Source organism: Porphyromonas sp. HMSC077F02 (genome assembly GCF_001815465.1).
Lineage (GTDB): Bacteria > Bacteroidota > Bacteroidia > Bacteroidales > Porphyromonadaceae > Porphyromonas_A > Porphyromonas_A somerae.
In genome coordinates this window covers 26,440-51,905 of the sequence record NZ_KV820690.1, presented here as the reverse complement: position 1 = coordinate 51,905, position 25,466 = coordinate 26,440, and the positions used below count along the sequence as shown (strand labels likewise).

General features: G+C 50.3%; 15 protein-coding genes and 1 tRNA gene. 6 read left to right on the top strand and 10 right to left on the bottom strand.

The window, feature by feature from the left end; genetic code table 11:
* Positions 1-382: 382 nt before the first annotated feature.
* Together ppdK and HMPREF3027_RS08955 are read right to left on the bottom strand one after the other, a co-directional pair.
* A complete protein-coding gene (gene ppdK / locus HMPREF3027_RS08960; RefSeq protein ID WP_070708272.1) occupies positions 383-3,112 on the bottom strand; it encodes a pyruvate, phosphate dikinase in 2,730 nt (909 codons plus the stop codon).
* A 63-nt stretch (positions 3,113-3,175) separates the two neighbouring features.
* Positions 3,176-5,563, bottom strand: a complete 2,388-nt coding sequence (locus HMPREF3027_RS08955) for a transglycosylase domain-containing protein (protein ID WP_070708270.1) — start codon at positions 5,561-5,563, stop codon at positions 3,176-3,178.
* A gap of 242 nt (positions 5,564-5,805) precedes the next feature.
* On the opposite strand from HMPREF3027_RS08955, the gene HMPREF3027_RS08950 reads away from it, so the two are divergent.
* A complete protein-coding gene (locus HMPREF3027_RS08950; RefSeq protein ID WP_070708268.1) occupies positions 5,806-6,099 on the top strand; it encodes a hypothetical protein in 294 nt (97 codons plus the stop codon).
* An 87-nt stretch (positions 6,100-6,186) separates the two neighbouring features.
* Here HMPREF3027_RS08950 and htpG read toward each other — a convergent pair whose 3' ends face one another.
* The 4 genes from htpG to HMPREF3027_RS08930 all read right to left on the bottom strand — a co-directional run bounded on the left by htpG (position 6,187) and on the right by HMPREF3027_RS08930 (position 9,510).
* Positions 6,187-8,262, bottom strand: coding sequence for a molecular chaperone HtpG (htpG, locus tag HMPREF3027_RS08945; RefSeq protein WP_070708267.1), 2,076 nt, complete (start codon positions 8,260-8,262; stop codon positions 6,187-6,189).
* Positions 8,263-8,538: 276 nt separating this feature from the next.
* Positions 8,539-8,937 carry a type II toxin-antitoxin system HicB family antitoxin gene (locus HMPREF3027_RS08940; protein WP_021902533.1) on the bottom strand — a complete coding sequence of 133 codons (399 nt, stop codon included), beginning with the start codon at positions 8,935-8,937 and terminating at the stop codon, positions 8,539-8,541.
* A 70-nt stretch (positions 8,938-9,007) separates the two neighbouring features.
* Entirely contained in the window at positions 9,008-9,196 is a 189-nt protein-coding gene (locus tag HMPREF3027_RS08935; RefSeq protein WP_021902532.1) for a type II toxin-antitoxin system HicA family toxin, read from the bottom strand.
* Positions 9,197-9,436: 240 nt separating this feature from the next.
* Positions 9,437-9,510: transfer RNA gene (locus HMPREF3027_RS08930), tRNA-Met, on the bottom strand.
* Positions 9,511-10,575: 1,065 nt separating this feature from the next.
* Between HMPREF3027_RS08930 and HMPREF3027_RS08925 the strand changes: the two genes are divergently transcribed.
* Genes HMPREF3027_RS08925 through HMPREF3027_RS08905 form a run of 5 tightly spaced genes read left to right on the top strand, consistent with a single transcriptional unit; the run spans position 10,576 to position 18,491 of the window.
* Positions 10,576-12,945, top strand: a complete 2,370-nt coding sequence (locus HMPREF3027_RS08925; protein ID WP_083317577.1) for a TonB-dependent receptor — start codon at positions 10,576-10,578, stop codon at positions 12,943-12,945.
* Positions 12,946-12,957: 12 nt separating this feature from the next.
* Complete coding sequence (locus HMPREF3027_RS08920) at positions 12,958-14,370, top strand: hypothetical protein (protein ID WP_070708262.1); 1,413 nt, start codon at positions 12,958-12,960, stop codon at positions 14,368-14,370.
* A gap of 27 nt (positions 14,371-14,397) precedes the next feature.
* The gene (locus tag HMPREF3027_RS08915) at positions 14,398-15,966 is read left to right on the top strand and encodes a hypothetical protein (protein WP_070708261.1); all 1,569 of its coding nucleotides are present in this window, start codon (positions 14,398-14,400) and stop codon (positions 15,964-15,966) included.
* A 51-nt stretch (positions 15,967-16,017) separates the two neighbouring features.
* Positions 16,018-17,412, top strand: a complete 1,395-nt coding sequence (locus HMPREF3027_RS08910; RefSeq protein WP_070708258.1) for a DUF4876 domain-containing protein — start codon at positions 16,018-16,020, stop codon at positions 17,410-17,412.
* Between the two features lie 38 nt (positions 17,413-17,450).
* Positions 17,451-18,491, top strand: coding sequence for an Ig-like domain-containing protein (locus HMPREF3027_RS08905; RefSeq protein ID WP_070708256.1), 1,041 nt, complete (start codon positions 17,451-17,453; stop codon positions 18,489-18,491).
* A gap of 252 nt (positions 18,492-18,743) precedes the next feature.
* On the opposite strand, the gene HMPREF3027_RS08900 is transcribed toward HMPREF3027_RS08905, so the two are convergent.
* The 4 genes from HMPREF3027_RS08900 to fabF form a co-directional block, all read right to left on the bottom strand.
* Complete coding sequence (locus HMPREF3027_RS08900) at positions 18,744-19,919, bottom strand: hypothetical protein (RefSeq protein WP_070708254.1); 1,176 nt, start codon at positions 19,917-19,919, stop codon at positions 18,744-18,746.
* 46 nt (positions 19,920-19,965) lie between these two features.
* Complete coding sequence (locus tag HMPREF3027_RS08895) at positions 19,966-22,746, bottom strand: TonB-dependent receptor (protein ID WP_070708253.1); 2,781 nt, start codon at positions 22,744-22,746, stop codon at positions 19,966-19,968.
* A 443-nt stretch (positions 22,747-23,189) separates the two neighbouring features.
* The gene (gene rnc, locus HMPREF3027_RS08890) at positions 23,190-23,963 is read right to left on the bottom strand and encodes a ribonuclease III (protein ID WP_070708251.1); all 774 of its coding nucleotides are present in this window, start codon (positions 23,961-23,963) and stop codon (positions 23,190-23,192) included.
* Between the two features lie 37 nt (positions 23,964-24,000).
* Positions 24,001-25,257 carry a beta-ketoacyl-ACP synthase II gene (gene fabF / locus HMPREF3027_RS08885; RefSeq protein ID WP_018027642.1) on the bottom strand — a complete coding sequence of 419 codons (1,257 nt, stop codon included), beginning with the start codon at positions 25,255-25,257 and terminating at the stop codon, positions 24,001-24,003.
* Positions 25,258-25,466 lie beyond the last annotated feature (209 nt).

The following is a 25,466-nucleotide window of genomic DNA, read 5'->3' as shown; positions in this document are numbered from 1 at the left end:
GGGCAACGCCCGAAGACCAGCGGGTAACGAGAGACCCCCACACCCACGACCCTTGCGGTCGCACTCTCCTATCCAAGTGCGACCACAAGGGTCGATTATTATATTATCGCTTCCTTTCCCGCCAGTCGTTCGGGGCGTTCACGCCCCTCTGACTGGGGGCTAGCTGAGTGGCACCCTCGCGGGTGCTCTCCAACCAAGTACCTTTTTGGGGTGTCTTTTTCGGATTGCCTTTATCAAGGGGTACCTTATCGGACTGGTCGGACAAACGACGTCGCCGTCTGACTTGTCCGATAAGGTACCTCGTCCGATAAGCCACAAAGAAGAGAGGGTGTGCTAGCGACTAGGCTAGCACACCCTCTGGTATTGTATGGGGAGGAGTAAATTACTTCTTCTCCTCGATAGCTGCTTGAGCTGCTGCTACACGTGCGATTGGCACACGGAATGGAGAGCAAGACACGTAGTTGAGGCCTACTCTGTGGCAGAACTTCACGCTACTTGGCTCACCACCATGCTCGCCGCAGATACCTACCTTAAGGTTGGCATTGGTGCTACGACCGAGCTTGGTACCGTGCTGAACGAGCTGTCCTACACCCTCCTGATCGAGTACCTGGAATGGGTCGACTGGGAGAATCTTCTTTGCAAGATAATCTGGTAGGAAGCCATTGATATCGTCACGTGAGTAACCGAAGGTCATCTGGGTAAGGTCGTTGGTACCGAAGCTGAAGAACTGAGCGTGCTCAGCAATCTTATCGGCAATCAAGGTAGCACGTGGGATCTCAATCATGGTACCTACCTTGTACTCTACCTTAGCACCTTCCTCGGCGAAGAGCTTCTCTGCCGTCTCGTCGATGGTTTGGCGCTGTAGCTCCAGCTCCTTCACGGTACCTACTAGTGGCACCATGATCTCTGGCATTACGTTGATGCCCTCCTTCTGAAGCTCGATAGCTGCACCAAGGATAGCACGGGTTTGCATCACGGTGATCTCTGGGTAAGTATTACCTAGACGGCAACCACGGTGACCGAGCATTGGATTCACCTCGTGGAGGTTGTTGATACGTGCCTGTACCTGAGCAAGTGAAAGACCAAGCTCATCGGCCATCTCCTTCACACCCTTCTCATCCTGTGGTAGGAACTCGTGTAGAGGTGGATCGAGCAGACGTACAGTCACTGGGTGACCGTCCATCACGCGGAAGATGCCTAGGAAGTCTTGCTTCTGTAATGGCAATAGATCCTTCAACGCTGCTACACGACCCTCGGTATCAGAAGAGAGGATCATCTTACGCATCGCCTTGATCTTAGTGCCCTCGAAGAACATGTGCTCTGTACGGCAAAGACCGATACCAGTAGCACCGAAGTTGAGAGCTACCTCTGCATCGTGTGGAGTATCGGCATTGGTACGTACTTGTAGGCGTGCATACTTATCGGATAGCTCCATTAGGAATTGGAAGTCGGGGTCGAGCTCTGCAGCCTTAGTAGGCACTTTACCCTCGTAGATCACACCGGTAGAACCATTGAGAGAGATATAGTCGCCCTCCTTATATACTCTACCATCTACGCTCACGGTGCCAGCTTTGTAATCGATCTCTAGGCTACCTGCACCTGATACACAGCACTTACCCATACCACGAGCTACTACTGCAGCGTGGCTAGTCATACCACCCTTAGCGGTAAGGATACCCTCTGCTACCTGCATACCTGCGAGGTCCTCAGGAGAGGTCTCGTTGCGCACTAGGATCACGCTCTCTCCGTGCTCATTGTGCATACGTGCAGCATCTTCAGCGAAGAAGCAGATCTTACCTGATGCAGCACCTGGAGAAGCTGGTAGACCACGAGAAATCTCTACTGCCTTTGCCTCTGCAGCCTTGTCGAAAACTGGATGAAGTAGCTCATCAAGCTTATTAGGATCAATACGCATCAGAGCCTGCTCTTCGGTGAGTGAACCCTCGCGAAGTAAGTCCATAGCGATCTTCACCATTGCCTTACCGGTACGCTTTCCGTTACGAGTCTGGAGGATCCAAAGCTTACCATCCTGGATGGTGAACTCCATATCCTGCATATCGTGGTAGTGGTCCTCGAGCTTACGCTCAATATCCACTAGCTCCTTGTACATCTTTGGCATAGACTCCTCGAGAGATGGCATCTCATTAGCACGATACTCCTCAGTAACGTTGGCTAGCTTTGCCCAGCGGAGAGAGCCCTCCTTGGTGATCTCTTGTGGGGTACGGATACCTGCCACTACGTCCTCACCCTGTGCATTGATTAGGTACTCACCATTGAATAGGTTTTCGCCCGTTGCAGAGTTACGTGTGAAGCAAACACCAGTTGCTGAATTATCGCCCATGTTACCGAATACCATCGCCTGTACGTTGACAGCGGTACCCCACTCCTCTGGGATGCTCTCCATACGACGGTAGATGATAGCACGCTCATTCATCCAAGAGCCAAACACGGCACCGATAGCACCCCAAAGCTGCTCACGAGCATCGGTTGGGAAGTCCTTACCAGTCTGTTCCTTCACTGCCTCACGGAAGCGAGTTACAAGCTCCTTAAGGTCTGCTACCTCTAGCTCATTATCAAGCTTTACACCCTTCTCCTGCTTTACCTCCTCGATGATTCTCTCAAAGGGGTCAATCTCCTTCTTATCGGCTGGCTTCATGCCAAGCACTACGTCGCCATACATCTGGATGAAACGACGGTAAGAGTCCCAAGCGAAGCGCTCGTTGCCACTCTTCTTAGCAAGTCCCTCTACAGCCTCGTCATTCAGACCAAGGTTGAGGATGGTATCCATCATACCTGGCATAGATGCAGGAGCACCGGAGCGTACAGAGACAAGTAGTGGGTTTTCATTGCTACCAAACTTAGCACCCATGATCTCCTCTACCTGCTTGATATTCTTCTCCAGCTCGTCGGTCATCTCCTTGCGAAGGTTCTCCTCGCCAAGGTCGTAATACTCGTGGCAAACCTCAGTAGTAATGGTAAATCCTGGAGGCACTGGCACTCCAATTAGATTCATCTCTGCTAGGTTGGCTCCCTTTCCGCCAAGTAGCATCCTCATGTCTGCCTTTCCCTCTGCGGCTCCATTGCCGAAGGAGTAAATTCTCTTCTTTGACATCTTTGAATTAAATATTAATTGGTTGATTAAAATAAATACATCTATATAGCCTCCAAAAGTCGCTTACTCAAAGAGCGGGTCGATTCCCTCCTCAATAGGCTCAAAGGTAGCAATCACCCTTCCATCCTTCGACTTACAAGGGTCGGCATACTCCTCTGGTATCACAAACTTAGCCTCGGGGTCGATGCCCAGCTCAGCTTTGCGCTTCTGAAGCTCTTTATCATTAAACACTCGCTTAAAAAACATCGCCACAATCGGCAACGACATATTGGCACCCTGACCTAGTCGGATACCATCGAAGTGGATGGAGCGATCCTCGCCTCCTACCCAGCAACCAGCACTGATCCTAGGAGTGAAGCCCATAAACCACGCATCGGAGTGGTTTTGGCTCGTACCTGTCTTTCCGCCCATATCGGCTTGCACGCCATACTTAAATCGGGTACGGCTACCGGTACCTCCGTTCATCACATTGCGAAGCATGTGGAGGGTCTTGTAGGCGGCATCGGGGGGCAATACCTCGCGAATATCGGGAGCAAACTCGCCGACTACATTGCCGTACTGGTCCTCAATCCGGGTGACATAAATAGGCACCGCCCTCATACCAGCATTGGCAAAGGTGCTAAAGCCCGACACCATCTCCTCCACCGAGATATCTGGGCTACCGAGGCAAATCGCTGGCGTAGGATCGAGGTCTCCTGTCACTCCAAAGGAGTAGAGCAGATCAACAAAGGTGACGGGCGACATCTGGCTCATCAGCCAAGCGGTTACCCAGTTGGAGGAGTTTTGCAACCCCCAATTGATGGTCACCACCTCCCCCACTCTGCTAGCACCGGCATTCTTAGGCGACCAGATCTGCCCTGTAGCGAGACGGATGTGCTGTGGCTCGTGCACCATCGTGGTACAAGGGGTAAAGCCCTCGCTCATTGCCATGGCAAAGAGGTAAGGCTTCATCACCGAGCCCACCTGCCGACGCCCCTTGGTCGCCATATCGTACTGGAAGGTACCGAAGTCCACTCCGCCCACGTAGGCACGGACATGGCCCGTGCTGCTATCCATGGCCATAAAGCCCGACTGTAGGAATTTCTTGAGATAGAGGATAGAGTCGCGAGGCGTCATCACCGTATCACGGTAGATAGTAACATACTTTCCTCCCTCCTTGGCATAGTCGAATACCGTCATCTCCGTCGGCTCATCAAAGGTCTTGAGGATCTCCTGCTCGCTCAGCCCATCGGCTTTGAGGAAGCGATAACGGTCGCTATTCTTAATAGAGCGATGGATGATCTTCTCCCGATCCTCTGCTGAGATACTGCTAGAGAAGGGTGCATGGCTACGCCCCTTCTTTTCACGGTCAAAGGCAATCTGAATATCCCCAGCCAGGTGCTGAAGCATCACATCCTCGGCATACTCCTGCATACGGGAGTTGATGGTGGTGTAGACCTTTAGTCCATCAGTGTAGATATTGTACGAAGAGCCGTCCGACTTCTTATTCTTATGGCACCAACCGTAGAGAGGGTTACTCTCCCACTGAGCTACATCGCGCTTGTAATCTTCCTCTTGCCAACCGCGATAGTCCTTTTTATCGGGCTTCTCGGCCATCATAATCCTACGCAGATACTCCCGGAAATAGGGAGCGATACCAGCTCTGTGGTTTTGTCGCTTAAAGACAAGGGTGAGTGGCAAAGCCTGTAGCTCGGTCATCTCCGCCTTCGTGATATAATTGGCCTTTTTCATCTGTCCCAGCACCACATCACGGCGTCCTTTAGCACGCTCCGGGTACCTCACGGGGTTGTAGTAGGATGGGTTCTTACACATACCCACTAGAGTGGCAGACTCCTCTGTTGTCAGCTCGCTCGGCAACTTATTGAAGTAAGTCTTAGCAGCAGAGTCGATGCCCACTGCTTGATAGAGGAAGTCAAACTTATTGAGGTAAAGGGTAATGATCTCTTCCTTAGAGTAGTAGCGCTCCAGCTTAGCCGCAATCACCCACTCAATAGGCTTCTGCATCGCTCGCTCCATGAAGTTCTTGGCATTAGGCGAATAGAGCTGCTTTGCCAATTGTTGACTCAGTGTACTACCTCCGCCCGAGCTCTTCTGCCGCAAGATCACCGTCTTGAAAAAGACACGAAAGAGTCCCCATGCATCAATTCCCGAGTGGTCTTCGAAGCGCTTATCCTCAGTTGCAATCAGTGCCTCCACCAATTCGGGAGAGAGCTCATCATAGGTGGTATAGATACGGTTATTGCCCTTCAATGCATAAGAGCCCATCACCACACCATCCTCCGAGATGAGCTGAGTGGCATACTTATCTATAGGGTTTTGTAGGTCCTCAATCGGTGGCATATAGCCAATCGCACCGCTAGCAATCAGCAGAAAAAGCGATGCGACGCCGATAACCATCACCCCTAGATAAATCGCAAAACAACGGATATAATACCAGATCCCTCTCTTCATATATTGTCAAAGCTGTACCGCTTCACGCTCTCATCTTGTCTTAATTTATTATACCTTACAAAGATACCAATTTTAGGTGAAATCGCTTAGCTATTCAAGCCCAGATTTAGATTTCAAAGAATATTTAAGCGACAAAGTAGCAACACCCAGAGAAAAGGCAGTCATTGAGGGGGCAAAGTATTGGAGTTATGCGTACCTTTACAGCAAACCAATTAAAAGAACCGACTAAAATCTTATGAGTTATGAGCAGTATTGAAAAACAAGAGCAATACCTTGATTCGAAACAAGTACTAAAGGATCGCCGATGGGTCGTTATCCCTATGAGCATTTGGTTTGTGCTCGGGATAGTGGCACGTTATTCTATGCGGGGCGGAGAAACCACCACCGCCATCATTCTCATCGCCCTACAAGCACTATTCACCGTGGCACTTGCCACCTATTTCGTACTATCCAAAAAGTTTAAGAGACAGGAAAAAGCCGTCGAACTGATCGCACTGACCGGCTTCTTAGCTTTCACTATACTGACCACCTTGTAATGGCTTTGGAGCTACGACAGTAATGATTAAATAAAATGGGGTGGCCTAGAAAAGCCACCCCATTCGGGTTTATCATTACAAAAATTGTTACTTACGGCTCAGTAACTCCATTGAGCGGGTCACGAAGCTATCCAGTGCCTTGCCCTTGAGTAGGCCACTAGAAAGCAAGCCGAGGTCAATCAGCTGCGAGATGATCTTGTGCTCCTCGCCAAAGGAACTGTAGATCTCCTTGAGTTTTCCTTCTATCTCCTCAATCTTGGTGTGCGTAGATGAGAGATCCTCGCGAAGGGTCTTCTTCTCCTCATCACTCAGCTTCTCATCGCCTAACTGCTGCTGAATGGCCGAGACACGTGCCTCTTGTCCACGCTTATCGGCCAGCAGAGCCGAGTAGTCGGGGTGATCCGTCTCATTGAATACCAAAGCGATTCCCTGCACCAGAGGGTGGTCGAGATTCAGGTTCAGCACATAGCTATCCGGCATCTCGCCATAGAAGTTCATCCCTTGCTGCATAGCCGCCATCTCCTTCATCCTACGCATATATTCCCCTTGCACCAATAGGATAGGCTTCGCATCACTGCCCTGATGACCCGTCTGCACCGAGATCATCACCTTATCTTCCTTAGGGAGCTGTGCCTCAAAGAGCTGACGTAGAAGCTCCTGATCCTCCTCAGAGACGTCACTCTCCTTCTTCTCATCATCCGCCTTCTGGATCAAGTTGTCCAGCGTATCGCTATCCACCCTCACGAAGTGCGACTGTGCCAGCTTCTGCTCCAGCATACTAATCAGGTGAATATCCAGCTGCCCATCCATCAGAAGTACATCATACCCACGGGCATTGGCCTCCTTGATGTAGCTATATTGCTGCTCCGTATCCACCGCATATAGATAGACTACATGCCCCTCTTTATCGGTCTGGTTGGCAGAGATCAGCTCCCGGTACTCCTCGAGCGTAAAGTACTTCTTCTCCGTATTCTTGAGTAGGGCAAACTTCTCCGCCTTTTCATAAAACTTCTCTTGCGTGAGCATGCCATACTTCACGAAGAGGTCCAGCACCTCCCACTTCTCCTCAAAGTTCTTGCGGTCCTCCTTAAAGAGCTCGGTCAGCTTATCCGCCACCTTACGAGTGATGTAGGCCGATATCTTCTTCACATTGTGATCCGCCTGCAAATAACTCCTCGATACATTTAGTGGAATATCTGGCGAATCAATCACCCCATGCAGTAGCATCAAGAAGTCTGGCACAATCCCCTCTACCGAATCGGTGACAAAGACCTGATTGCTGTAGAGTTGGATCTTATTCTTCTGCAGATCCATATTGCTCTTCACCCTAGGGAAGTAGAGGATACCAGTCAGATTGAATGGGTAGTCGATATTGAGGTGTATCCAAAAGAGTGGCTTCTCACTCATTGGGAAAAGGGTCTCATAAAACGCCTCATAATCCTTATCCTCCAGCTCCGAAGGCGCCTTCGTCCAAAGCGGAGCCGTCTCATTGATCACCAGATCCTCATCGGTCTCCACCTCCTTGCCATCCTTCCACTCCTTTTTCTTACCGAAGACAATGGGCACAGGCAAGAACTTAGCATACTTCTCCAGTAGCTGGCGGATACGCGTAGGATCCAAAAATTCCTTACTCTCCTCATCGATATGTAGGATAATGTCGGTACCCCGTGGGCGCTTCTCCGCTACCTCCATCTGAAACTCAGGGTTGCCCTCACAGCTCCAGCGGATACTCTCCTCTTCCTCTTTGTAGCTCTGAGTATAGATCTCCACCTTGTCTGAGACCATAAAGCTCGAGTAGAAGCCCAGCCCGAAGTGTCCAATGATATTGGCGGCATCGTCCTTGTACTTCTCCACAAACTCCTCCGCACCACTGATGGCGATCTGATTGATATACTTCTCAATCTCCTCCGCAGTCATCCCCACACCGTGGTCACTGATGATCAGTTGATTGCCATCGATCTTCACCTCCACCTTCAGGTTCTCAAGGCTACCCTCGTATTCCCCTTTATTGGCGAGCGTCTTTAGCTTTTGCGTAGCATCCACTGCATTGGAGACAATCTCCCTAAGGAATATCTCATTGTCGCTATAAAGAAACTTCTTGATGATAGGGAACATATTATCACTCTGCACCCCTATCTTTCCATTTTTTACCTGTTCGCTCATATTATATATTGTATTGAATTGATGTTACACTACCCCATAATATGCAAACTTAGTGCCAATAGGGGGCCATAAGGGGAGCAACTGACAATATGGATAAAGATGACACAAAATAGACCGAAGCGGGGGAGGACTATAAAGGGATAGAGACTTTCCAATCGACCCTAACATATCACAGCAAGAAAAGAAAGAGGTAAATAACGGAGGGTGCTGTGTCAATAAAACTTGCAAGCAACACTTAATAGCACCCTCCTTGAGTAACCCATTAGGGGTAAGAACTTATACAGTGAGTGGAGTAGATAGAAGATCATTGGCAAACTTATTCACTGCTTGCTGTAGCTTATCTACTTGTGCTTTACTAGGCTTTTTCTGTTCGCTTTTGTAGGCAGATAGAAGACTTGGATTGATACCAGAAAGTAAGGCAAGGCCAGACTGAGAGAGCATTCCTTCGAACTTGCTTAGAAAAGCTGGAATGGAGAAAGCCCAATCCACTTCATACCCTTGCTTCAAGATCAAAGGGGCATCATCCATTGATTTGACTTCCTCAATCACCTCTAGCATATCTTTCTTAACCTCATCAAGCGTCTCTCCCTGAGCAGTCAAAAGTACATCTGGCACATCACGAGAATAGGCACTATAGCCATTGTCCTCAAAGTTAATAGTAACTCTAATCTTCATCACTAGTCGCTAAAAATTGACATTCAACTTAAATCTTTAGTAGGTAAGGGATGACCCCTTACCCCCAAAGTTACTCTTCGATTCCAGCTTGCTTTAGAATCTCTTTCAGCAGAAAAGGCTTCACCTCGCTTGATAGGTTGTGACCTGGTACTATTACCATCTTCCCATCCTTCTTCAGCTTAGTGTGACTGCCTTTGCCACCTCTGACTATCTGCCAGCCATTCTTTTCAAGTAACTTCAGCACGTCTCTTTTTCTCATAGGAAACGGACTAAAGATTATTTGCCTCAATATTGAGACACCACAAAGGTATATATTTTATATCTAATAAGCAAACAAATATACACTCATTGGATAATATCCGAAGTGATGATTAGCTGTTGTCTCATACGATATACTAGGCTCCACGAGTATTAGGTACCAACTGACAATTTGGGTAAAAAGACAGGCGAACCATACCATCACGGTACGGCTCGCCTCGACAAAGTTTTGAAAAATTCGTAGCGAGACCGGGGTACGATCCCGGGACCTCAGGATTATGAATCCTGCGCTCTAACCAACTGAGCTATCTCGCCATTCCAAATTTGCAATGGCAAAGATACATAAAATATCCAATGTGCCAAACCCCGGCCCATTATTTTTCCCAGGGGTTACCCATTAGGAGTGTATTCATAACTTAATGACCCTATAAAATAGGAGAAAGTAGTGGTTCAAAAAAACCATTTATAACAAACTGATATTCAACATTATATAAACGCAAAAACGGAGTTGCAACTAAGCGATCGGCGAGTTGCAACTAAGCAAATGCCGAGTTGCAACTAAGCAAATGCTTTGTTGCAACTAAACTTTTGACCACATAGCTGTTGCTTTTTTAGGCTGTTGTACGAAGACCATCTGCCCTCTTATTTGTGGTACGGATTTGTCCGTGGTGTTAACTATGCAATCCGTGTACGTGTAACAGTACGAATAATCATATCCCAGCTGTTGAGGATAATGTAGTAATGACCTCCCCTCGCGGGAGGTCAGACGGATTCTAGCCCCGAATCGGAGGGGCGAATGCCCCGAACGACTCGGGGGTTATGAACCCCCCCACAACTTACGACCCCTTGCGGGTCGGACAATAGGAGCTAGGACATCAAAATTAGTCCTAGAATAGGTTGTCCGACCCGCAAGGGGTCGTGGGATGGGCGGTGGATGGTCGTTAATCCCCCAGTCGTTCGGGCTTCGCCCTCCGACAGGGGGCTAGGATCCGTCGGACCTCTCCGAGGTCCTTAGCTATCTAATTGATACACGATTTAACTTTCTAATGCGTAACCCCTGTGTCTAATGCGTAAACCCTACAATATTTCAGATTAAATGGTTAAAGCACGAAAGGCAATACCTATAAGTAGGTAGCTACTAGTGACGACCACCCACGAAAGGTTTCACCCACAAAGGCAAGCAATATTTAGTTAACAAAGAAAATACAGCAGACAAAATCACACTACACATCCCTCAATGTCCAAAACACAACAACATAGTGGACGAAAAAGGAGTGCAAAATATACCCATTAAAGGCTATAGAAGTAGATTTGGATTGCCCGTAACTTTGCAATTTAAAGAAAACAATAGACAAATCATTTATAAAAGAGTTCAACTACATGATCAATCAAAAATTCAAGCACCACCTCCGTGTGATGCTAGGGTTATTTCTCCTTCTTGCGCCCCTTACCCTCGAGGCTGCCTCCGAACAGAGTAGTCCACGCAAGTCGGTCACCGTCGTGGTGGTAGAGCAGGGCACCAAAGAGCCAGTTATAGGGGCTGTGGTCCGTGCCGAGGGAGCCACCACCCCACGAGTTACCGGTATTGATGGCGAGTGCACCCTCACCTTCACCACGGCTGTAAGCCGAGCTAAGTTCAAGGTAAGCTTCATGGGCTATAAGACCTTTGAGGAGGTGGTCTCCTTCCATTCAGAGACCATCACCATTGTCCTCACCCCCGATAATGAGGTGCTCGACGACGTGATCGTCACCGGACAAAAGCGATACACCTCCGTACTACAGCAGGCCGTGGCCATTGACACCAAGTCACTTGACAAAAGCACCTCCATCTCGCTCGGCAAGATGCTAGAGCAGATACCAGGAGTGAGCACCATCAGTGCCGGGAGTAGCATCTCCAAGCCAGTGATCCAAGGGATGCACAGCAGCCGAATAGTACTTATTAATAATGGTGTACGCCTAGAGAGCCAAAGCTGGGGTACAGATCACGCTCCCGAGATTGATCACACCGGTGCCAGCATCGTAGAGGTGATCAAAGGGGCAGAAAGCGTGCGGTATGGGCATGGAGCCATTGGCGGGGTAGCCCTTTTCAATCAAGCGCCCCTTCCCTTTGGCCACGAACGCTTTTATATCAAGTGCAAGACCAACTTAGGTTATGCTACAAATGGTCGCGCCTACGATGGAGCCGGTTCCTTAGAGATGGGGTATAAGAATTGGGGTCTCCGCCTGCATGGGATGTATCAGAAGTCGGGCGACTACTCCACTGCCGAGTATCTGCTCAATAATACCGGCTTCAACAACATCAGCTTCTCTGGCTATGCAGGATATAAAAGAGATCGCCTCACCGCTACCCTGTTTGCCTCCCTTTACACCTCCCGAAGTGGCATCTACTACCTCAGCGCCATCTCCGATATTCAGCAGCTGCTCAATCGCTTCGAGATGGGGCGCCCCGAGGAGAGCACCCTCAAGCCCTTCTCCTATACCATAGAGCCTCCCTTCCAGCAGTCGCAGCACTTCACTGCCAAGGCCGAGGTCGACTGGGACATCGCCGAGAAGCACAACCTCGAGGTAAAGGTATCGTACCAAAACAACCTACGCCAGGAGTTTGAAAACCGCAAGCGTGACGACCTCTCTTGGCTACCAATGCAAGATCTCGTACTCACCACCTACGCCTCCGATGCCGCATGGAGTGGCACGTGGAACGAAAACCACAGCTCCCAGGCAGGCGTGTCGGTGATGTACCAGACCAATTACAATAAGCCTGGCACCAAGCAACCAGCCTTTATCCCCAACTTCGCCAGCCTCACCATGGGTATCTTTGGCATCCACAAAGCCACCTTTGGCAAGCTCCAAACTTCAGCAGGTCTAAGGTACGACTACCGTGCCCTCGATGTCTACGGCTACACCAGTGTCAATAGCTTCAAGAAGTACCACGAGTTTAAGCTCTACGCCAGCGTCACTGGTAGCCTCGCCGCACACTATCAGTTCAACGACCACTGGACCGCACGCGCCAATGTGGGGCTTGCGTGGAGACCACCAGATATCAATGAGCTCTACGCTACCGGCCTCCACCACGGCACCTACTGGGTGGTAGGAAATAGGGATCTACTCCCCGAGATCGGCATCAAGCCGGTGATCGGAGCCACCTATCGCAATGATTGGATCATCGTAGAGCCCAGTGCCTTCTTCCAGCACGTACACAATTATATATACGATAATATCGGCCAAGGGCTCGACCGCTATCAAAACCACCCAAGCGGTAAGTACCCACGATTTATCTACGAGCAAGATGATGCACGCCTCTTCGGAGGAGATATCCTCACCACCATCCGACCCTTTGAGGGCTTTAATATTATGCTCAAAGGGGAGTGGATCAATGCCCGAAATATCACCCACGATAGTTGGTTGCCCTTTATGCCCTCCGATAGGTATGGGCTAGGGCTCAGCTATGAGCGCGACTTTGGAAAAGAGCAGAAGTGGCACGCTAGCATCGCCTTTGATAGTAGCTACGTCACCAAGCAAAAGCGATTCGACCCCGATAAAGACCTCGCACCCGACTCCCCACCAGCCTACTTTATCGCCAATGCCAATGCAGAGGTCTCCTATGCCCTCCCCAAGGGAAGATCCGTCAAACTGATGCTGATGGGAGATAACATCTTCAACGCCCTCTACAAGGAGTATACCGACCGCTTTCGCTTCTTTGCTCACGCAATGGGAGCTAAGTACACCGTTCGTACCATCATTGAATTTTAAAGACCAATCCATATGAATCAAAAGATAAACATACTCCCCTTCCTCCTACTCACCACAGCAGTGCTAGCACTCAGCAGCTGCCAAAGATTGATGGAGGAGCTAGTCAAGTCGCCCGAGCCTTATATCGAGAATATCGTGGAGGGGCACGAGCAGATCTACTCTATCCAAGCCATCCTCCGACTAGCACAGCGACAGGAAGACCCCGATAACGACATCAGCTTCGAGCCCTATTACTATCGGGCGTACGACCTAGATGATTCCGAGGAGTACCCATATCCCGTCTACCAAGAGATAGAGATTCGTAAAAACGACGAGGGAAGCCTCACCATCACCAGTGAGCGAGAGCACTTCGACGTGGTGAAGAGCGACAAATTTTGCTACGCTCTCGAGCTAAAGTACTACGACATCAATAACAAACTGATCAACCACCAATTCTCACGCTGGTACGCACTCAAGGGAACTCAGCAAAATGATGCTGGTGGAATTGATGACCCCAATTCTACCCTACTCGTGCACCAGCACTTCTTCACGGTAGATAACTACTCACTCTATGGCATGCCCAACCTTTTCCCCATGACCTTCAATCCCACAGATAGCTCGCAGGATAGCCTCTTCATCGGCAAGTTTACCTTCAAGCGGGCGGGAAAAGAACTGGTGCCCGCCTCACGCACCTCTACCAACAATATCTTTGTGCCGGTAGGAAAAGAGGAGGAGCCACTCCGATACAGCTACGCTATGTCGCAAGAAGCGGCCAAGCTCTATGCCACCAACAAGGTATTTGAGCCCTACACCCCACAAGGCTCCTCGCAAAGTTACCGCCTCTATCAGACGCTTGATAGCTACGATATGTCGTGGAAGATAGTACCACAAATCTTTAGCTACGAATACCGCGATACCGACCCTGTAGAGGAGTATCTTGGCACCGAGCTAGAGGACCAAGACGACCTCGGACGTATCCGAACTGGCCATATCGTGGGACTACTTAGGTTCCGCCGAAAAATCAATGAAGCGGGCGACCTCTTCCAAAAAGAAGCACTTGGATTTAAGGGCATCCTCAACTTCCACGAGGCACACATGCAATTCCAGATGGGCATCCGCATCGCACACATTATCAATGATAATGAGGCGAATAAAAAGAATTACCGTTTCCCCTTTGGTAAGTATCATCAAGACCTCAATGCCGAGGGCTCTGGGCTACAAGCCATGGCCCCCAATAAGTACAATGAGATCGATCGCGAGTGGAGTAGCTACGATATCAGCTTCCCTATCCCCTTCCGCGTCATTGCCGATGCTACGGGTGACCATGACGCCTTTGTCCACGACATCAAGGCGGTTTACCCCAATGCCGATGAGAGCCAGCTACGCCGAATGTTTTTCGACGACACCGCTCGCTTCTTCAATCGCAAAGCCAGTTTGATATTCTAATCACCTTTTGAGCAGATCAATAACTCTATGAAATATAAAGCAATCCTACTCACTACACTTCTAGCAGCACTCCTTCTATCTGGGTGCCAGAAGTTTGTATTCTTTGATGTCTCAGTACCTGAGGACCGCAACCCCTTGCTCATCTCCAAGGTACCTACCACCGAGGCCGATGTCTACTTCAATGAGACCACCCGCCTACTGATCGATAAAAATCGGCAGCCAGGCCCTAACCTCGATGAAGGTGGTGCCCTCGATAATTGGGCCACTTGCCTAGTGATGATCAAGGAAGGGCACGACCACGGACAGGGCAAGCTACACGGCAACTACGTCTACCCCAATGCCCCTTGGAAGCAAGAGCAATTTGCAGTGATTCGCAACACCACCTCCGGAATCACCGTAGAGGTCGATAGACGCTCCACCGCCACCTTTCTCGAGGCTACAGCCAATAAAGAGCTCCAAGAGAAGCAAGGCGTTGGTCCCGATTACCTCCGTGTAGTGGGTGGGCAAAAGCGCCTCTGGGGCCTTTGCTTCTACTTCTATAATAAGGATGGCAAGCTCATCAACGACAATATCTACGAGCACTCCGACCAATATCAGATCTTCTTCTCCATCAGCGACCTAGATGATAAGGGACAGCCCTACGACGTAATGGACGTACGCTTCCGCAATGGAGTGAGCGATGAAAATTATAGAAACCAAAATTACAAGCCGATGCCACTCAATATGGAGGCCTATAAGAATGAGAAGCCCATCCCCTCGGAGTATTTCCAAAACCGCAAGACCTTTGAGGAGCGGAGAGAGGTATCGCGTACAGTATTCCGCTACACCTATCGAGATACCTGGACTCAGGATGATATGGCCGATGGCGTTCGCACCCTCTACAATATCCGCCTACTCCCCCCTACGCTCCGCAGCGAGTACTTCCTAGCCTCTTGCCCACAGGACCAAGACAATGTAGGGCTAAAGGGACACCTCGAATTCGACTACCGCGGAGGCATCGAAAAGGTACTCGATGATAGAGAGCCGATGATCGAAGACTTTGATGGATTGCTACACAATGCTTACAAGCACGATGAGGCGGTAGACCAAAGGAAGTGGCCACTCCTCCTCGCACCACGACACAAGACCGACAACGAGGGCAAAGAGATCCTCGACGAAAATGGCAAGCCCCAGCTCCTCCCTGCCGAAGAGTATACCCGTATCGGTGGTTCTACCAATCTGCTACCACAGTTTTTCCTAGCAGTGAGGGTGATGAAGTGCGAGAAGGGACGTAAATTGGTACTCCCTAGCCGCGACGAAAGCTACTCAATCAATAATAAACCCCCACGCACAGGGTACATCTGCCAAGAGTTCGACAACCCCAAGATGGAGGCATCGGGCTGGCAAGAGGTGGTCCGCTTCAATATCCCGATCAAGGTCTACACCTCGGGCTTTGATAGCGACCCTGCCAATACCAATGAGCAAGAGCCCTACTACCTACACCTAGGGAGAGAGATAGGCCTTACCCCAGCAGAGGCCTTCCAAGCGGTTGCCAACCTCAAGACACACGGCGCTGCTGGCACTGGTGGCAATGGGTATGGAGCATGGTTCCTATAACCCTCCCCCTTTAAGTACTATTTTATCAGAAAGCAAAAAAGATTAACATCTATGAATAAGCGAATAACTCATTTCACCCTCCCCTTCCTCATAGCAGTCCTACTCACCAGTTGCTTAGGGCTCAAGAAGGAGGAGATCGCCATGAAAGAGAAAAACCTGATCATTCAGGAGGTCTTCTACATCGGCACCGAGGACGAAGTCGTGTGGCCAAGTGGATTAAAGGGCTGGACCTCCTACAGCCACGATACCTATATACGTATCTACAATCCCACCAATAAGACCCTCTACCTCGATGGTCTTTGCCTGGCACGCTCCGCCTTCCAAAACGACGTAGCCATCGACCTCAAGGGCGATGAAAACTTTGCCTCTACCCACGTGGCGGTAGATAACCTCTGCATGTTCCCCGGTAGTGGCCAAGATTATCCTATCAAGCCAGGAGAGTACAAGACCCTCTCCTCGGTAGCGATCAATCACACCCTAAATGTAGAGGAGCTATACGAGCGATACAAGTTTCAATGCTCACTCAGCTACGATAATGGCGACGGAACCTTTGGCACTAATATTGACCTCGGCAACGGCGTGAAGTACGCCAAGCAGAGCTCGCGCAAAGCATGCAACCTCGAGGGGGCCGACTTTGAGTGGCTCTCCCCACAGCAAATCCTCTACAAGTACCAGTTGGTGGATGAAAATAGTGTCCCCAATATGATCCCCCTCTTCGGTTCCTTTGGCTACCTGGATCAAGAGTTCCTCAGCAGTGCCCCCTTTGGCATTCCTACCAATCGCTCCATCCTACTCCTAAAGCTAGGGGCAGCACCCGAGGAGCTAGACCAGCAAAAGTACTGGTGGGATTATGAGACAGGGCACCCCAGCCCCATGCACTCACAGGAGCTCCCCTACCACAAGGCACACCAAAAGGGCGATGCACACGCCATCCGAGTACCCAATGACTGGATCATCGATGCAGTGACCATCTGCGACCAAAAGGATTATAAGCGACAGCGACTGGCCGATAGCATCGACGGAGGCTACACCAGCGTACGGCAGAGTGACAATGACCCCAAGTCCTCCTACTACGGCTACGCCCTCCACCGCCGCCACGATGGCGAGGGTTTTGTGGATAATGATAATTCCACCATCGACTTCGAGAAGCAACCTGCATCACTTCTGACCGAGAAGCCCGAACCACTCCTATTCCCCAACATCACCCTAAAGACCAAGAGCATCACCCTCACCCTAGGGCAGGAGCCCTATCAGCTCAAGTGGGAGGTACGGCCACGCCGATCCAAAAACCGCAAGGCACAATGGAGCTCGCTCGATGAAACAATCGCCACGGTTGATGACAAGGGGCGCGTAACCCCAGTGGCTGTGGGAGAGACCGAAATCATCGCCACCCTCCCCAATGGTGCCAACGACCATTGTACCGTGACAGTTAAAGAGAATAAATAACAAACATTATATCAACAAAACAAAAAAGATTAAGACGTATGAAACTAAAAAGCTTATTACTCCCATTAGGGATACTGCTCACCATGCTAGCATTCGGAGCCTGCAAAGAAAAGCCCGATGACACCCCTACCGTAAAGACAACCATCAAGCTGAGCAAAGCCACCGCTGAGCTGAAGGAGGGGACCACCCTACTGCTCTCTGCTATCCTCACCCCACAGGAAGCCAAGGAGGAGGTTACCTGGGAGAGCTCCGACAGCCAAGTAGCCACCGTGACAAAGGGGCTAGTAAAGGCGATCAAGGCTGGAGAGGCGACCATCACCGCCAAGCTAGCTAATGGCAACTCTGCCACTTGCAAGGTAAAGGTAGCTCCTAAGGAGGCACCAGCACCAACGCCCACCCCCGATCCTAATAAGCCAGGCAGTGGGGACCAACCAGGTAAGGGCGATGGTAAAAACATCATCTACAAGCTCCAATTTGAGCCAGCATCTTATACTGTAGAGAAGGGCAAGTCCATACAGGTCAAGGCGATTGTCACCGCTATCGGCAATAACGAGCTACCCGAGGGCATACAGGCCAAGGTTACCTATTCTGGAGGCAAAGTAATGATAGAGGGGAAGGGTGAAGACCAACTCGCTATCGTAGCTACCAACGGTAAGGTGGAGGGTGTAAACCTCGGTAAGTGCAAGGTCAAGGCTGAACTCGAAGGGGCTGAAGCAGTGGAGTGCGAAGTGGAGGTGATTGATGCCAAGCTCGATATCCCTGCTGGAGCAAAGCTAGCATTTGAGTGCGAAGATGAACTAATTACCGAACTCAATTTCGGGCCATGGGACTCGGGAAAGTGGGTCACCATCCTCTTCGTAGATGCCAATAACCAAAAGCTGGAGATTGAAGGACTATCAAATGACGACTTTAAGATCGAGATCCCAAAGGTGAAGGATGCTAATGGCAATGAGCAAAACCTCATCAATGTCGGCTTCGACGGATGGGCACCCAATGGATTCAAGGGAACAGGCACCGTGAAGGTAACCTTCAAGAAGAATACCGATTACACTGGCCAAATCACCGTAAACGTGAAGTAACCCTTCCCCAAATACTTTAACTACAGAGGAGCTGTACAGGAGAGATACCTGCACAGCTCCCTTTTTCTTTACTCCCAAGGTATTACCCTCTGCGGAGAAGGTGGGGAGGGTAGGATAAAAAAAGTACGCCCACTGCCTCTCAGCGGTGAGCGTACACCCGTTCCTAGAAAACTAATGGAATTGTAAAAGCTCTATTTTTAGTTGTTATTATGGTTGTTACCTCCATAGGTTTTGGGGTGAGGTGGGGAGGGATTAGAACTTGAGCTTTGTCCACGCCAACTTACTGGTATCGGCACCTGTAAGCCCCTCCTTCTTCTGGATATTTCCGTCGTTGAGCGTTCCCTTCACCTCTGCATCAGCAGGGGCTGTGGTAAGTAGGGAGGTGTACTCCACCTTGGTGCGGGAGTCGGCAGCACCCTTTTTATCTGTGAAGTCGAGGACATTTTTCACCTGTCCTTGTCCCTTAATCAGGGCATTTTGGATAGTAGCGATGGCACCACGGCGTATCTTGATCACATCGTCGCACATGAGGGTAGCATCTGTAGAGGGCTTGGCATTGAACACAAAGGTAACATCCTTCACGGTGAAGTTGGACTGTGGGGTTCCCTCAGGGGAATTGCCATCGTGATTGCCATCGGCCTCTATACCACGTGGATCCTTCTCGGTACTGGAGTGGTTTTCGCTCCATAGTCCGTAGGCATTTTGGAGGGTACCGCTGTAACCCTCGGTGAAGTCGAACATATCGTCATCGGCATTGACCGAGATGAAGTTGGTAACATTGACCGTACCGCCGAAGAACTCAATAGCATCATCGGCACTCTCACGCACAAGTACATTGTCGATCTTAGTGCCATTACCTACAGCATTGAGGGTAAGACCATTGTGCTCGGTATTGGCATCGTTTTTGGCTCCGGTATAGTCGAGGATAAGGTAGGTGATGACTCCAGAATTGTCATCGGCCTTATCGCCACCGTAAGGCTTGGAAGGGTCGATCTCGGTCTTATTGGTGCCACCATTGGTGATGGGGGCGTAGCCATTGATGATGAGACCACCCCAATAGCCTGAGTCGGCCTTATCGCTATTGGCGGTCATCACAACTGGCTTCTCAGCGGTACCATTGATATAGATCTTACCGCCTTGCTCAACGAGAATATACTGGTCAAAGCCTTTCTCTGCCTTGATTACGGTACCGGCAGGAATGGTGAGGCTAGCCCCAGCCTTTACTCTTACGGTACCAGAAAGGATATAGCTTTGAGCATCGAGTACCATTGCGTTGGTAATATCCCCTTTGAGTGGCTTCACTTGCACCTCGGGAGTGGGGTCGGGCTTTGGAGTTGGGGTTGGCGTTGGCTCGTCGCCATCGCATGCAACTAGTGCTACTGACAGCATGATGGCTGCCAAGAGTAAGGTCTTCAAATTGATCTTCATAATTACTTTTTTCTTTTTACTTGATAGTTATGTAATCTTGATTCACTTAAAAGTTGTAGGATAGTCCCACACTAAAGCTAACGCCCTTTCGATACTCGCTCACCACTTGGGCTTCGGAGCCATCATTGGGTTGTTGCTTTCGGGTGTAGGGGCTATTGAGTAGGTTATTGGCTTTGAGCTTCAGGGAGAGTTGGTGGCTCAGTTTGGCCGAGCCGACGAGGTTAAGGTTGGCTCTTCCTTGCTCCATAATATCGTATTGCAGTCCACCACGAGTGATACCTCTAGAGCCATAAGTGTGGATGCGGTCGCTAAAGTAGCTGAGCACCATGGCGAGGGTGTAGTGGCGCCACCCCTTGGTATAGGCATAGGTGAGGTCGGTATTGAGGAGCCAAGGGGAGGAGCCTTCGAGGGTGGCATTGCGGCTGGTCTCCTCTACATTCTCGAGTGGAATATGGGACCAGATGTAGGAGCCACTGAGACCTAAGTCGAGGGTGTGCTTGGAAGCAGAGAGAAGGGCAGTCTTTTGCCAAAGGTTCTTTTTGAACTCGAGCTCGATACCGGCGAGGTCTACCTTTGGCGCCGGATTGGCATACTCTTGTGCCCCTGAGCTAATGTAGCGGTCGACGCGTGCCATGGGGTTCTTGAGGTGCTTATAAAAACCGGTGACGGTGAGTATCTCTGTAGGGGAGAGGTAGTAGTCCCACTTGAGGTCGATATTCCAAAGGTCCGACGGCTTGATATCGGGGTTACCGATGCTTACGTAACCTATATTGACGTACTGGTAGAGGGAAATCTCCTTTACCTGAGGGAGGGTGTAGCTCTTGGAGAGACTGAGTCGGAGTGCCTGCTTATCGGTGAGGTCGTACTTAAGGTTGAGGGAGGGGAGGAGGTAGAATTTATGGATTTGGCTATCTTGCTTCTCCTTATCTGCTTGGCCGTATTTCACGGTGAGGTCTACCCAATCGGCACGGAGACTGGCTTGTAGCATTAGCTTCTCTAGTAGTGGAAAGGTCCCCTCGAGGTAGGCACCGTGTATTTGCTTCTGTGAATGGTACCAGAACTCCTCGCCCTGCACTAAGGTAAAACCGCTAGGATTGGCCTCGGTGCGGAGGTTCTGACTATTGTAGAAGTCTCTATCCCAATCGAATTGGTCGATATTGCTCTCCATAACCGACTTGCCTGAGACAGGGTCGTGATTGTACTCTCGGGAGGTGAAGTGGTGGTCGACGTACCGGCCAATGTAGCCTAACCGCAGGTAGCTCTCCTTATTAAAGCTCCACTCAAGTGCCGCCTTGGCATTGTAGTCATTTTCGGTGAGGGAGGAGTAGAATCGGCGGTTGGTGTTGCTCGCCATGGTGACCCACTTAGTATCGTCGCCTTGGCCCTCGCCAGAGAGGTAAAAGAGGCGACGGTCGGGCTCTTTGGCTCGCATCAGATTGAGCGAGGTGCCGATATTGAGGTGCAACTTGTCGCTGAGGCTCCAATCGGTATCTAGCTGATTCACGATAAGGAGGTTGTCATTGGCCTGCTGGCGGTACATACGTACGAGGCCATCATTTTCATTGGCAACGTAATCATTACCTTTTAGCTGAGCTACGTACTGGTTATTGGAGTGGATGGTGAGGAGGTTGTACTCTAGCTGATGCTTTTTATGTAGGTCGAGTGAGGCATTGAGGAGTGCCATCTGCCGAGTGGTGATCTCGGAGTTGGGCCCTTTTAGATCGACTGAAAAACCTCCAATAGGAGCTAGGGTGCGATTGAGCTGCTCGGTATGTGAGTGGTCAATGCTGTGATTGGCGACTAGGAGGAGTGAGAGGGCATTTTCATTAAAGTTGAAGAGTTTGCCAGCGGAGAGCCCAAATCCGTGGTCGATAGGGCGGTTGTAGGCCTTGGGCTGCAACTTATTTTGAAATTGATAAGGGGTGCCGGCTGGGAGCTTGGTGAAGGCACTATAGGTGCCGTCGGCGGGCTCTTGTGTACGGGAAATGCCGAAGTAATTAGTGCCATCTTGGCGGTAGAAGGTATTTCCCATCACGGAGGTATTGACCCCGCCGGAGAGGCTGATATCTAGTAGTTTTTCTCCGAATAACTCTTTGGAGGAGATGTCGATGACGGCACCTCCAACATCACCTCCGTGGGTGGCACTAAAGGCTTTCTGCACCGATATATTTTGTATCATATCGGTTTCAAACATATCAAGTGCAATATTCTTGTACTCTGGGTCGTCGGAGGGAATGGGGAAGCCATTGAGGTAGGTGGCATTGTAGCGGTCGCCCAATCCACGCACAAATACATTCTTCACCCCTTCTTGCTTGCTGACTCCTGAGATCTGAGCGACGGCGGCTTCGGCATTGCTGATACCTTTACGTGAAAGCTCCATAGCACCGAGGGCTTTCACGGCGAGGAGCGATTGCTTTTGCTCAAGGAGAAGGAGGTTTTCGGACTCCCGATTGGCCTTGGCTGTGACGATAAACTCTTGCAACTGCTCTGTGCTGGCGTCAAGAGCAACCTCAATAGTAGTGATTTCATTGGGTCGGATTACGAGCTCCTCTACTTTGAGGGTATTATAGGAAATATAACTGATCACTAGGGTGACTGCGCCCGCTTCAACCCCTTCGATCTGAAAGTGACCGTCGAGGTCGGTGACGCCACCTTTGGTTTGCCCCTGAACCACTACTTTGGCTCCGATAAGGGGCTCTTTATTGCTACGGTCGACTACGGTACCTTTAATGGCACCCCCTTTATCCCCGTCGGGCTCAGACGCATTGGCAAAAATGGGGGTGAGCAGTAGGAGAGCTATGAAAATTCTAATTAGTTTCTTCGGCATACAGTGCTTGTGAGTTAGATAAAAACTTCTATTTCTTTTTTCACAGTGCAAAGGTGGCACTTGTATGTTACACTGACGTTAACTGCATCAGAAGTTTAGGTGACAAATAAAAGACCTTCAGGAAGCTCATGGGAGCGTTCCCGAAGGTCTCTTGAAGCCGGTTTATAAGTCACTGATATACAAACCCCTATAAAAGCAAAAGTTTATGCAACTAAGCATTTGCTTTGTTGCATCTCGGCAATTGCTTAGTTGCAACTCGCCGATCGCTTAGTTGCAACTCAGTTTTTGCCTTGATTATAGGGGTGATTTTACGATGGGAGATGGATTGGAAAACAGGGGGCTTACCATGTGGATTCTTCGTAGCAACTATTAATACGGAGCTCCGCAGAGGTCCTTACCTATTTCTTTCTCCCGCCAGCGGTTCGGGGCCATCTGAATGGTGGCTACTTCCGACTCTTTTCGATCCGTCGGAGAGCCTCTTTGGCCGCGTTTTGGTGTGCTTTCTTTTTGGTACTTCCTACGCCGATGGTCTCCATTGGGTGGTCGGGGAAGTCGATTTGTAGCTGACAGCGGTGGATAAAGCCCTGAGCTTTATCGTACTTGGTATCGAGGTGGAGAAATTGGTAGGGCACCTTTTCTCGCTGCATCATGATGATCAGCTCCGTCTTGTAGTCCTCCTCTTTTTTCGCCACCACCTTCACATTTTTCTTAGAGACAATGAGGTGACTGCGGACAAATTGTGCTGCGAAAGGGTACCCTTTATCGAGGTAGATCGCCCCCACGAGTGCCTCAAGGGTATTGCCGAGGAGGTCGGACCCCTTGATCTGTAGCCCGCTATCAGCATAGATAAGGGGCTCTAGGCCTAGCTTCTCAGCAGTGGCATTCATATTGGTTCGGCTCACCAAAAAGGAGCGGATATTGGTGAGCACCCCCTCCGACTCTTCTGGATAGAGTGCGAAGAGGGCATCCCCTACCGCAAGGTTGACCACACTATCGCCAAGAAACTCTAGTCGCTCATTGCTCCCGAGATTGCCCACATTTTCATAAGATCTGTGGGTAAGGGCCTGCTCGTAGAGCTGGGGGTTGCCCAGTTCGGCTCCTACCAATTGTTCGAGAATCAATTGTCGCTCCGATTTGTGAGCCACTGGTTGCTTCCCCAGCTTATTGAGGTGTAGGAATCGCAGGATTTCTGCTACAAGGCTACGGTACTTCTTCATATTTATCAGGTGAGAACCCACGCTCTAGGGGGAGGGATTACTCCTCGTATTTCTTGAAGATCACCGAAGCATTGTGCCCGCCAAAACCAAAGGTATTAGAGAGGGCTACTCTGATGGGTCGCTCTTGCTTATGATTGAAGGTAAAATTGAGGTTATAGTCAATTTCGGGGTCTTGATCCTCCTCAGCATGGTTGATGGTAGGAGGAATGACACCTTCGTAAATCGCCATCACGCAGGCAAGTGCCTCAATAGCTCCTGCAGCCCCTAGTAGGTGGCCGGTCATCGACTTGGTACTGCTGATATTGAGCTTGTAGGCGTGCTCCTTAAATACCTCTTTGATGGCCTTTGCCTCGCTGATATCTCCCACTGGAGTGGAGGTGCCGTGGACGTTGATATAGTCTACATCTTCGGGCTTTAACCCAGCATCATCGAGGGCATTTTGCATCACCAGCTTGGCCCCTAGCCCCTCTGGGTGTGAGGCGGTGAGGTGGTAAGCATCGGCAGAGAGTCCTCCACCCACGACCTCGGCATAAATGCGGGCTCCTCGTGCCTTGGCATGCTCATACTCCTCTAGGATAAGGGTGGCGCTTCCTTCGCCCATCACAAAGCCGTCTCTACTGCCACTGAAGGGGCGTGATGCGGTCTCGGGGCTATCATTGCGTGTAGAGAGAGCGTTCATGGCATTGAAGCCCCCTACCCCTGCTACGGTGATGGCGGCTTCGGCACCTCCGGTCACGATCATATCGGCCTTGCCGAGGCGAATGAGGTCGAAGGCATCAATGAGGGCATTGGTGCCCGATGCACAGGCGGATACGGTGGCGTAGTTGGGGCCGTGAAAACCGTACGCCATGCTGATATGCCCTGCCGCCATATCGGCAATCATCTTGGGGATAAAGAAGGGGTTGAAGCGGGGACCTCTCTCGGGGTTATAATCGAGCATCTCATCCTCAAAGGTCTTGATGCCACCAACACCACTGGTAAAGATCACGCCGATGCGGTTTTTATCGGCACTCTCTAGGTCGAGTCCACTATCTTTCAGCGCCTCCTCGGCACTGACGAGGGCAAACATGGTGTAGCGGTCGAACTTTCTCGCCTCTTTTCGGTCGAAATGCTCGGCCGGGTCAAAGCCCTTGACTTCACATGCAAATTGTGTCTTGTGCTTACTTGCATCCCAAAGTGTGATGGGGGCCGCTCCACTGCGTCCCGCTTTCATTCCCTCCCAAGTAGAGGCGAGGTCGCTCCCAAGTGGGGAGATGGCACCAAGTCCAGTGACTACTACTCTCTTTAGCTCCATAATATATAGTGTGTGAATATTTATATGTTGAACAACTTACTGACAACTCCAATATCAAAAAAGAGCCGAAGTGCCCCCAAAGGGTGCTACCCCATGCAGAACACTTCAGCCCCTTTTATTTCCTCTCATAAAGACTGAAACACCAGCCTTTATGGAAGGCAGCAGAATGGATGATATGCAAGGCGCTGAGGGTGAGGGCGAAGGGAGCG

What these genes read in the sequence shown, in the direction of transcription:
- ppdK (WP_070708272.1), bottom strand. Translation starts at nt 3,112, where the DNA reads ATGTCAAAGAAGAGAATTTACTCCTTCGGCAATGGAGCCGCAGAGGGA.
- HMPREF3027_RS08955 (WP_070708270.1), bottom strand. Translation starts at nt 5,563, where the DNA reads ATGAAGAGAGGGATCTGGTATTATATCCGTTGTTTTGCGATTTATCTA.
- HMPREF3027_RS08950 (WP_070708268.1), top strand. Translation starts at nt 5,806, where the DNA reads ATGAGCAGTATTGAAAAACAAGAGCAATACCTTGATTCGAAACAAGTA.
- htpG (WP_070708267.1), bottom strand. Translation starts at nt 8,262, where the DNA reads ATGAGCGAACAGGTAAAAAATGGAAAGATAGGGGTGCAGAGTGATAAT.
- HMPREF3027_RS08940 (WP_021902533.1), bottom strand. Translation starts at nt 8,937, where the DNA reads ATGAAGATTAGAGTTACTATTAACTTTGAGGACAATGGCTATAGTGCC.
- HMPREF3027_RS08935 (WP_021902532.1), bottom strand. Translation starts at nt 9,196, where the DNA reads ATGAGAAAAAGAGACGTGCTGAAGTTACTTGAAAAGAATGGCTGGCAG.
- HMPREF3027_RS08925 (WP_083317577.1), top strand. Translation starts at nt 10,576, where the DNA reads ATGATCAATCAAAAATTCAAGCACCACCTCCGTGTGATGCTAGGGTTA.
- HMPREF3027_RS08920 (WP_070708262.1), top strand. Translation starts at nt 12,958, where the DNA reads ATGAATCAAAAGATAAACATACTCCCCTTCCTCCTACTCACCACAGCA.
- HMPREF3027_RS08915 (WP_070708261.1), top strand. Translation starts at nt 14,398, where the DNA reads ATGAAATATAAAGCAATCCTACTCACTACACTTCTAGCAGCACTCCTT.
- HMPREF3027_RS08910 (WP_070708258.1), top strand. Translation starts at nt 16,018, where the DNA reads ATGAATAAGCGAATAACTCATTTCACCCTCCCCTTCCTCATAGCAGTC.
- HMPREF3027_RS08905 (WP_070708256.1), top strand. Translation starts at nt 17,451, where the DNA reads ATGAAACTAAAAAGCTTATTACTCCCATTAGGGATACTGCTCACCATG.
- HMPREF3027_RS08900 (WP_070708254.1), bottom strand. Translation starts at nt 19,919, where the DNA reads ATGAAGATCAATTTGAAGACCTTACTCTTGGCAGCCATCATGCTGTCA.
- HMPREF3027_RS08895 (WP_070708253.1), bottom strand. Translation starts at nt 22,746, where the DNA reads ATGCCGAAGAAACTAATTAGAATTTTCATAGCTCTCCTACTGCTCACC.
- rnc (WP_070708251.1), bottom strand. Translation starts at nt 23,963, where the DNA reads ATGAAGAAGTACCGTAGCCTTGTAGCAGAAATCCTGCGATTCCTACAC.
- fabF (WP_018027642.1), bottom strand. Translation starts at nt 25,257, where the DNA reads ATGGAGCTAAAGAGAGTAGTAGTCACTGGACTTGGTGCCATCTCCCCA.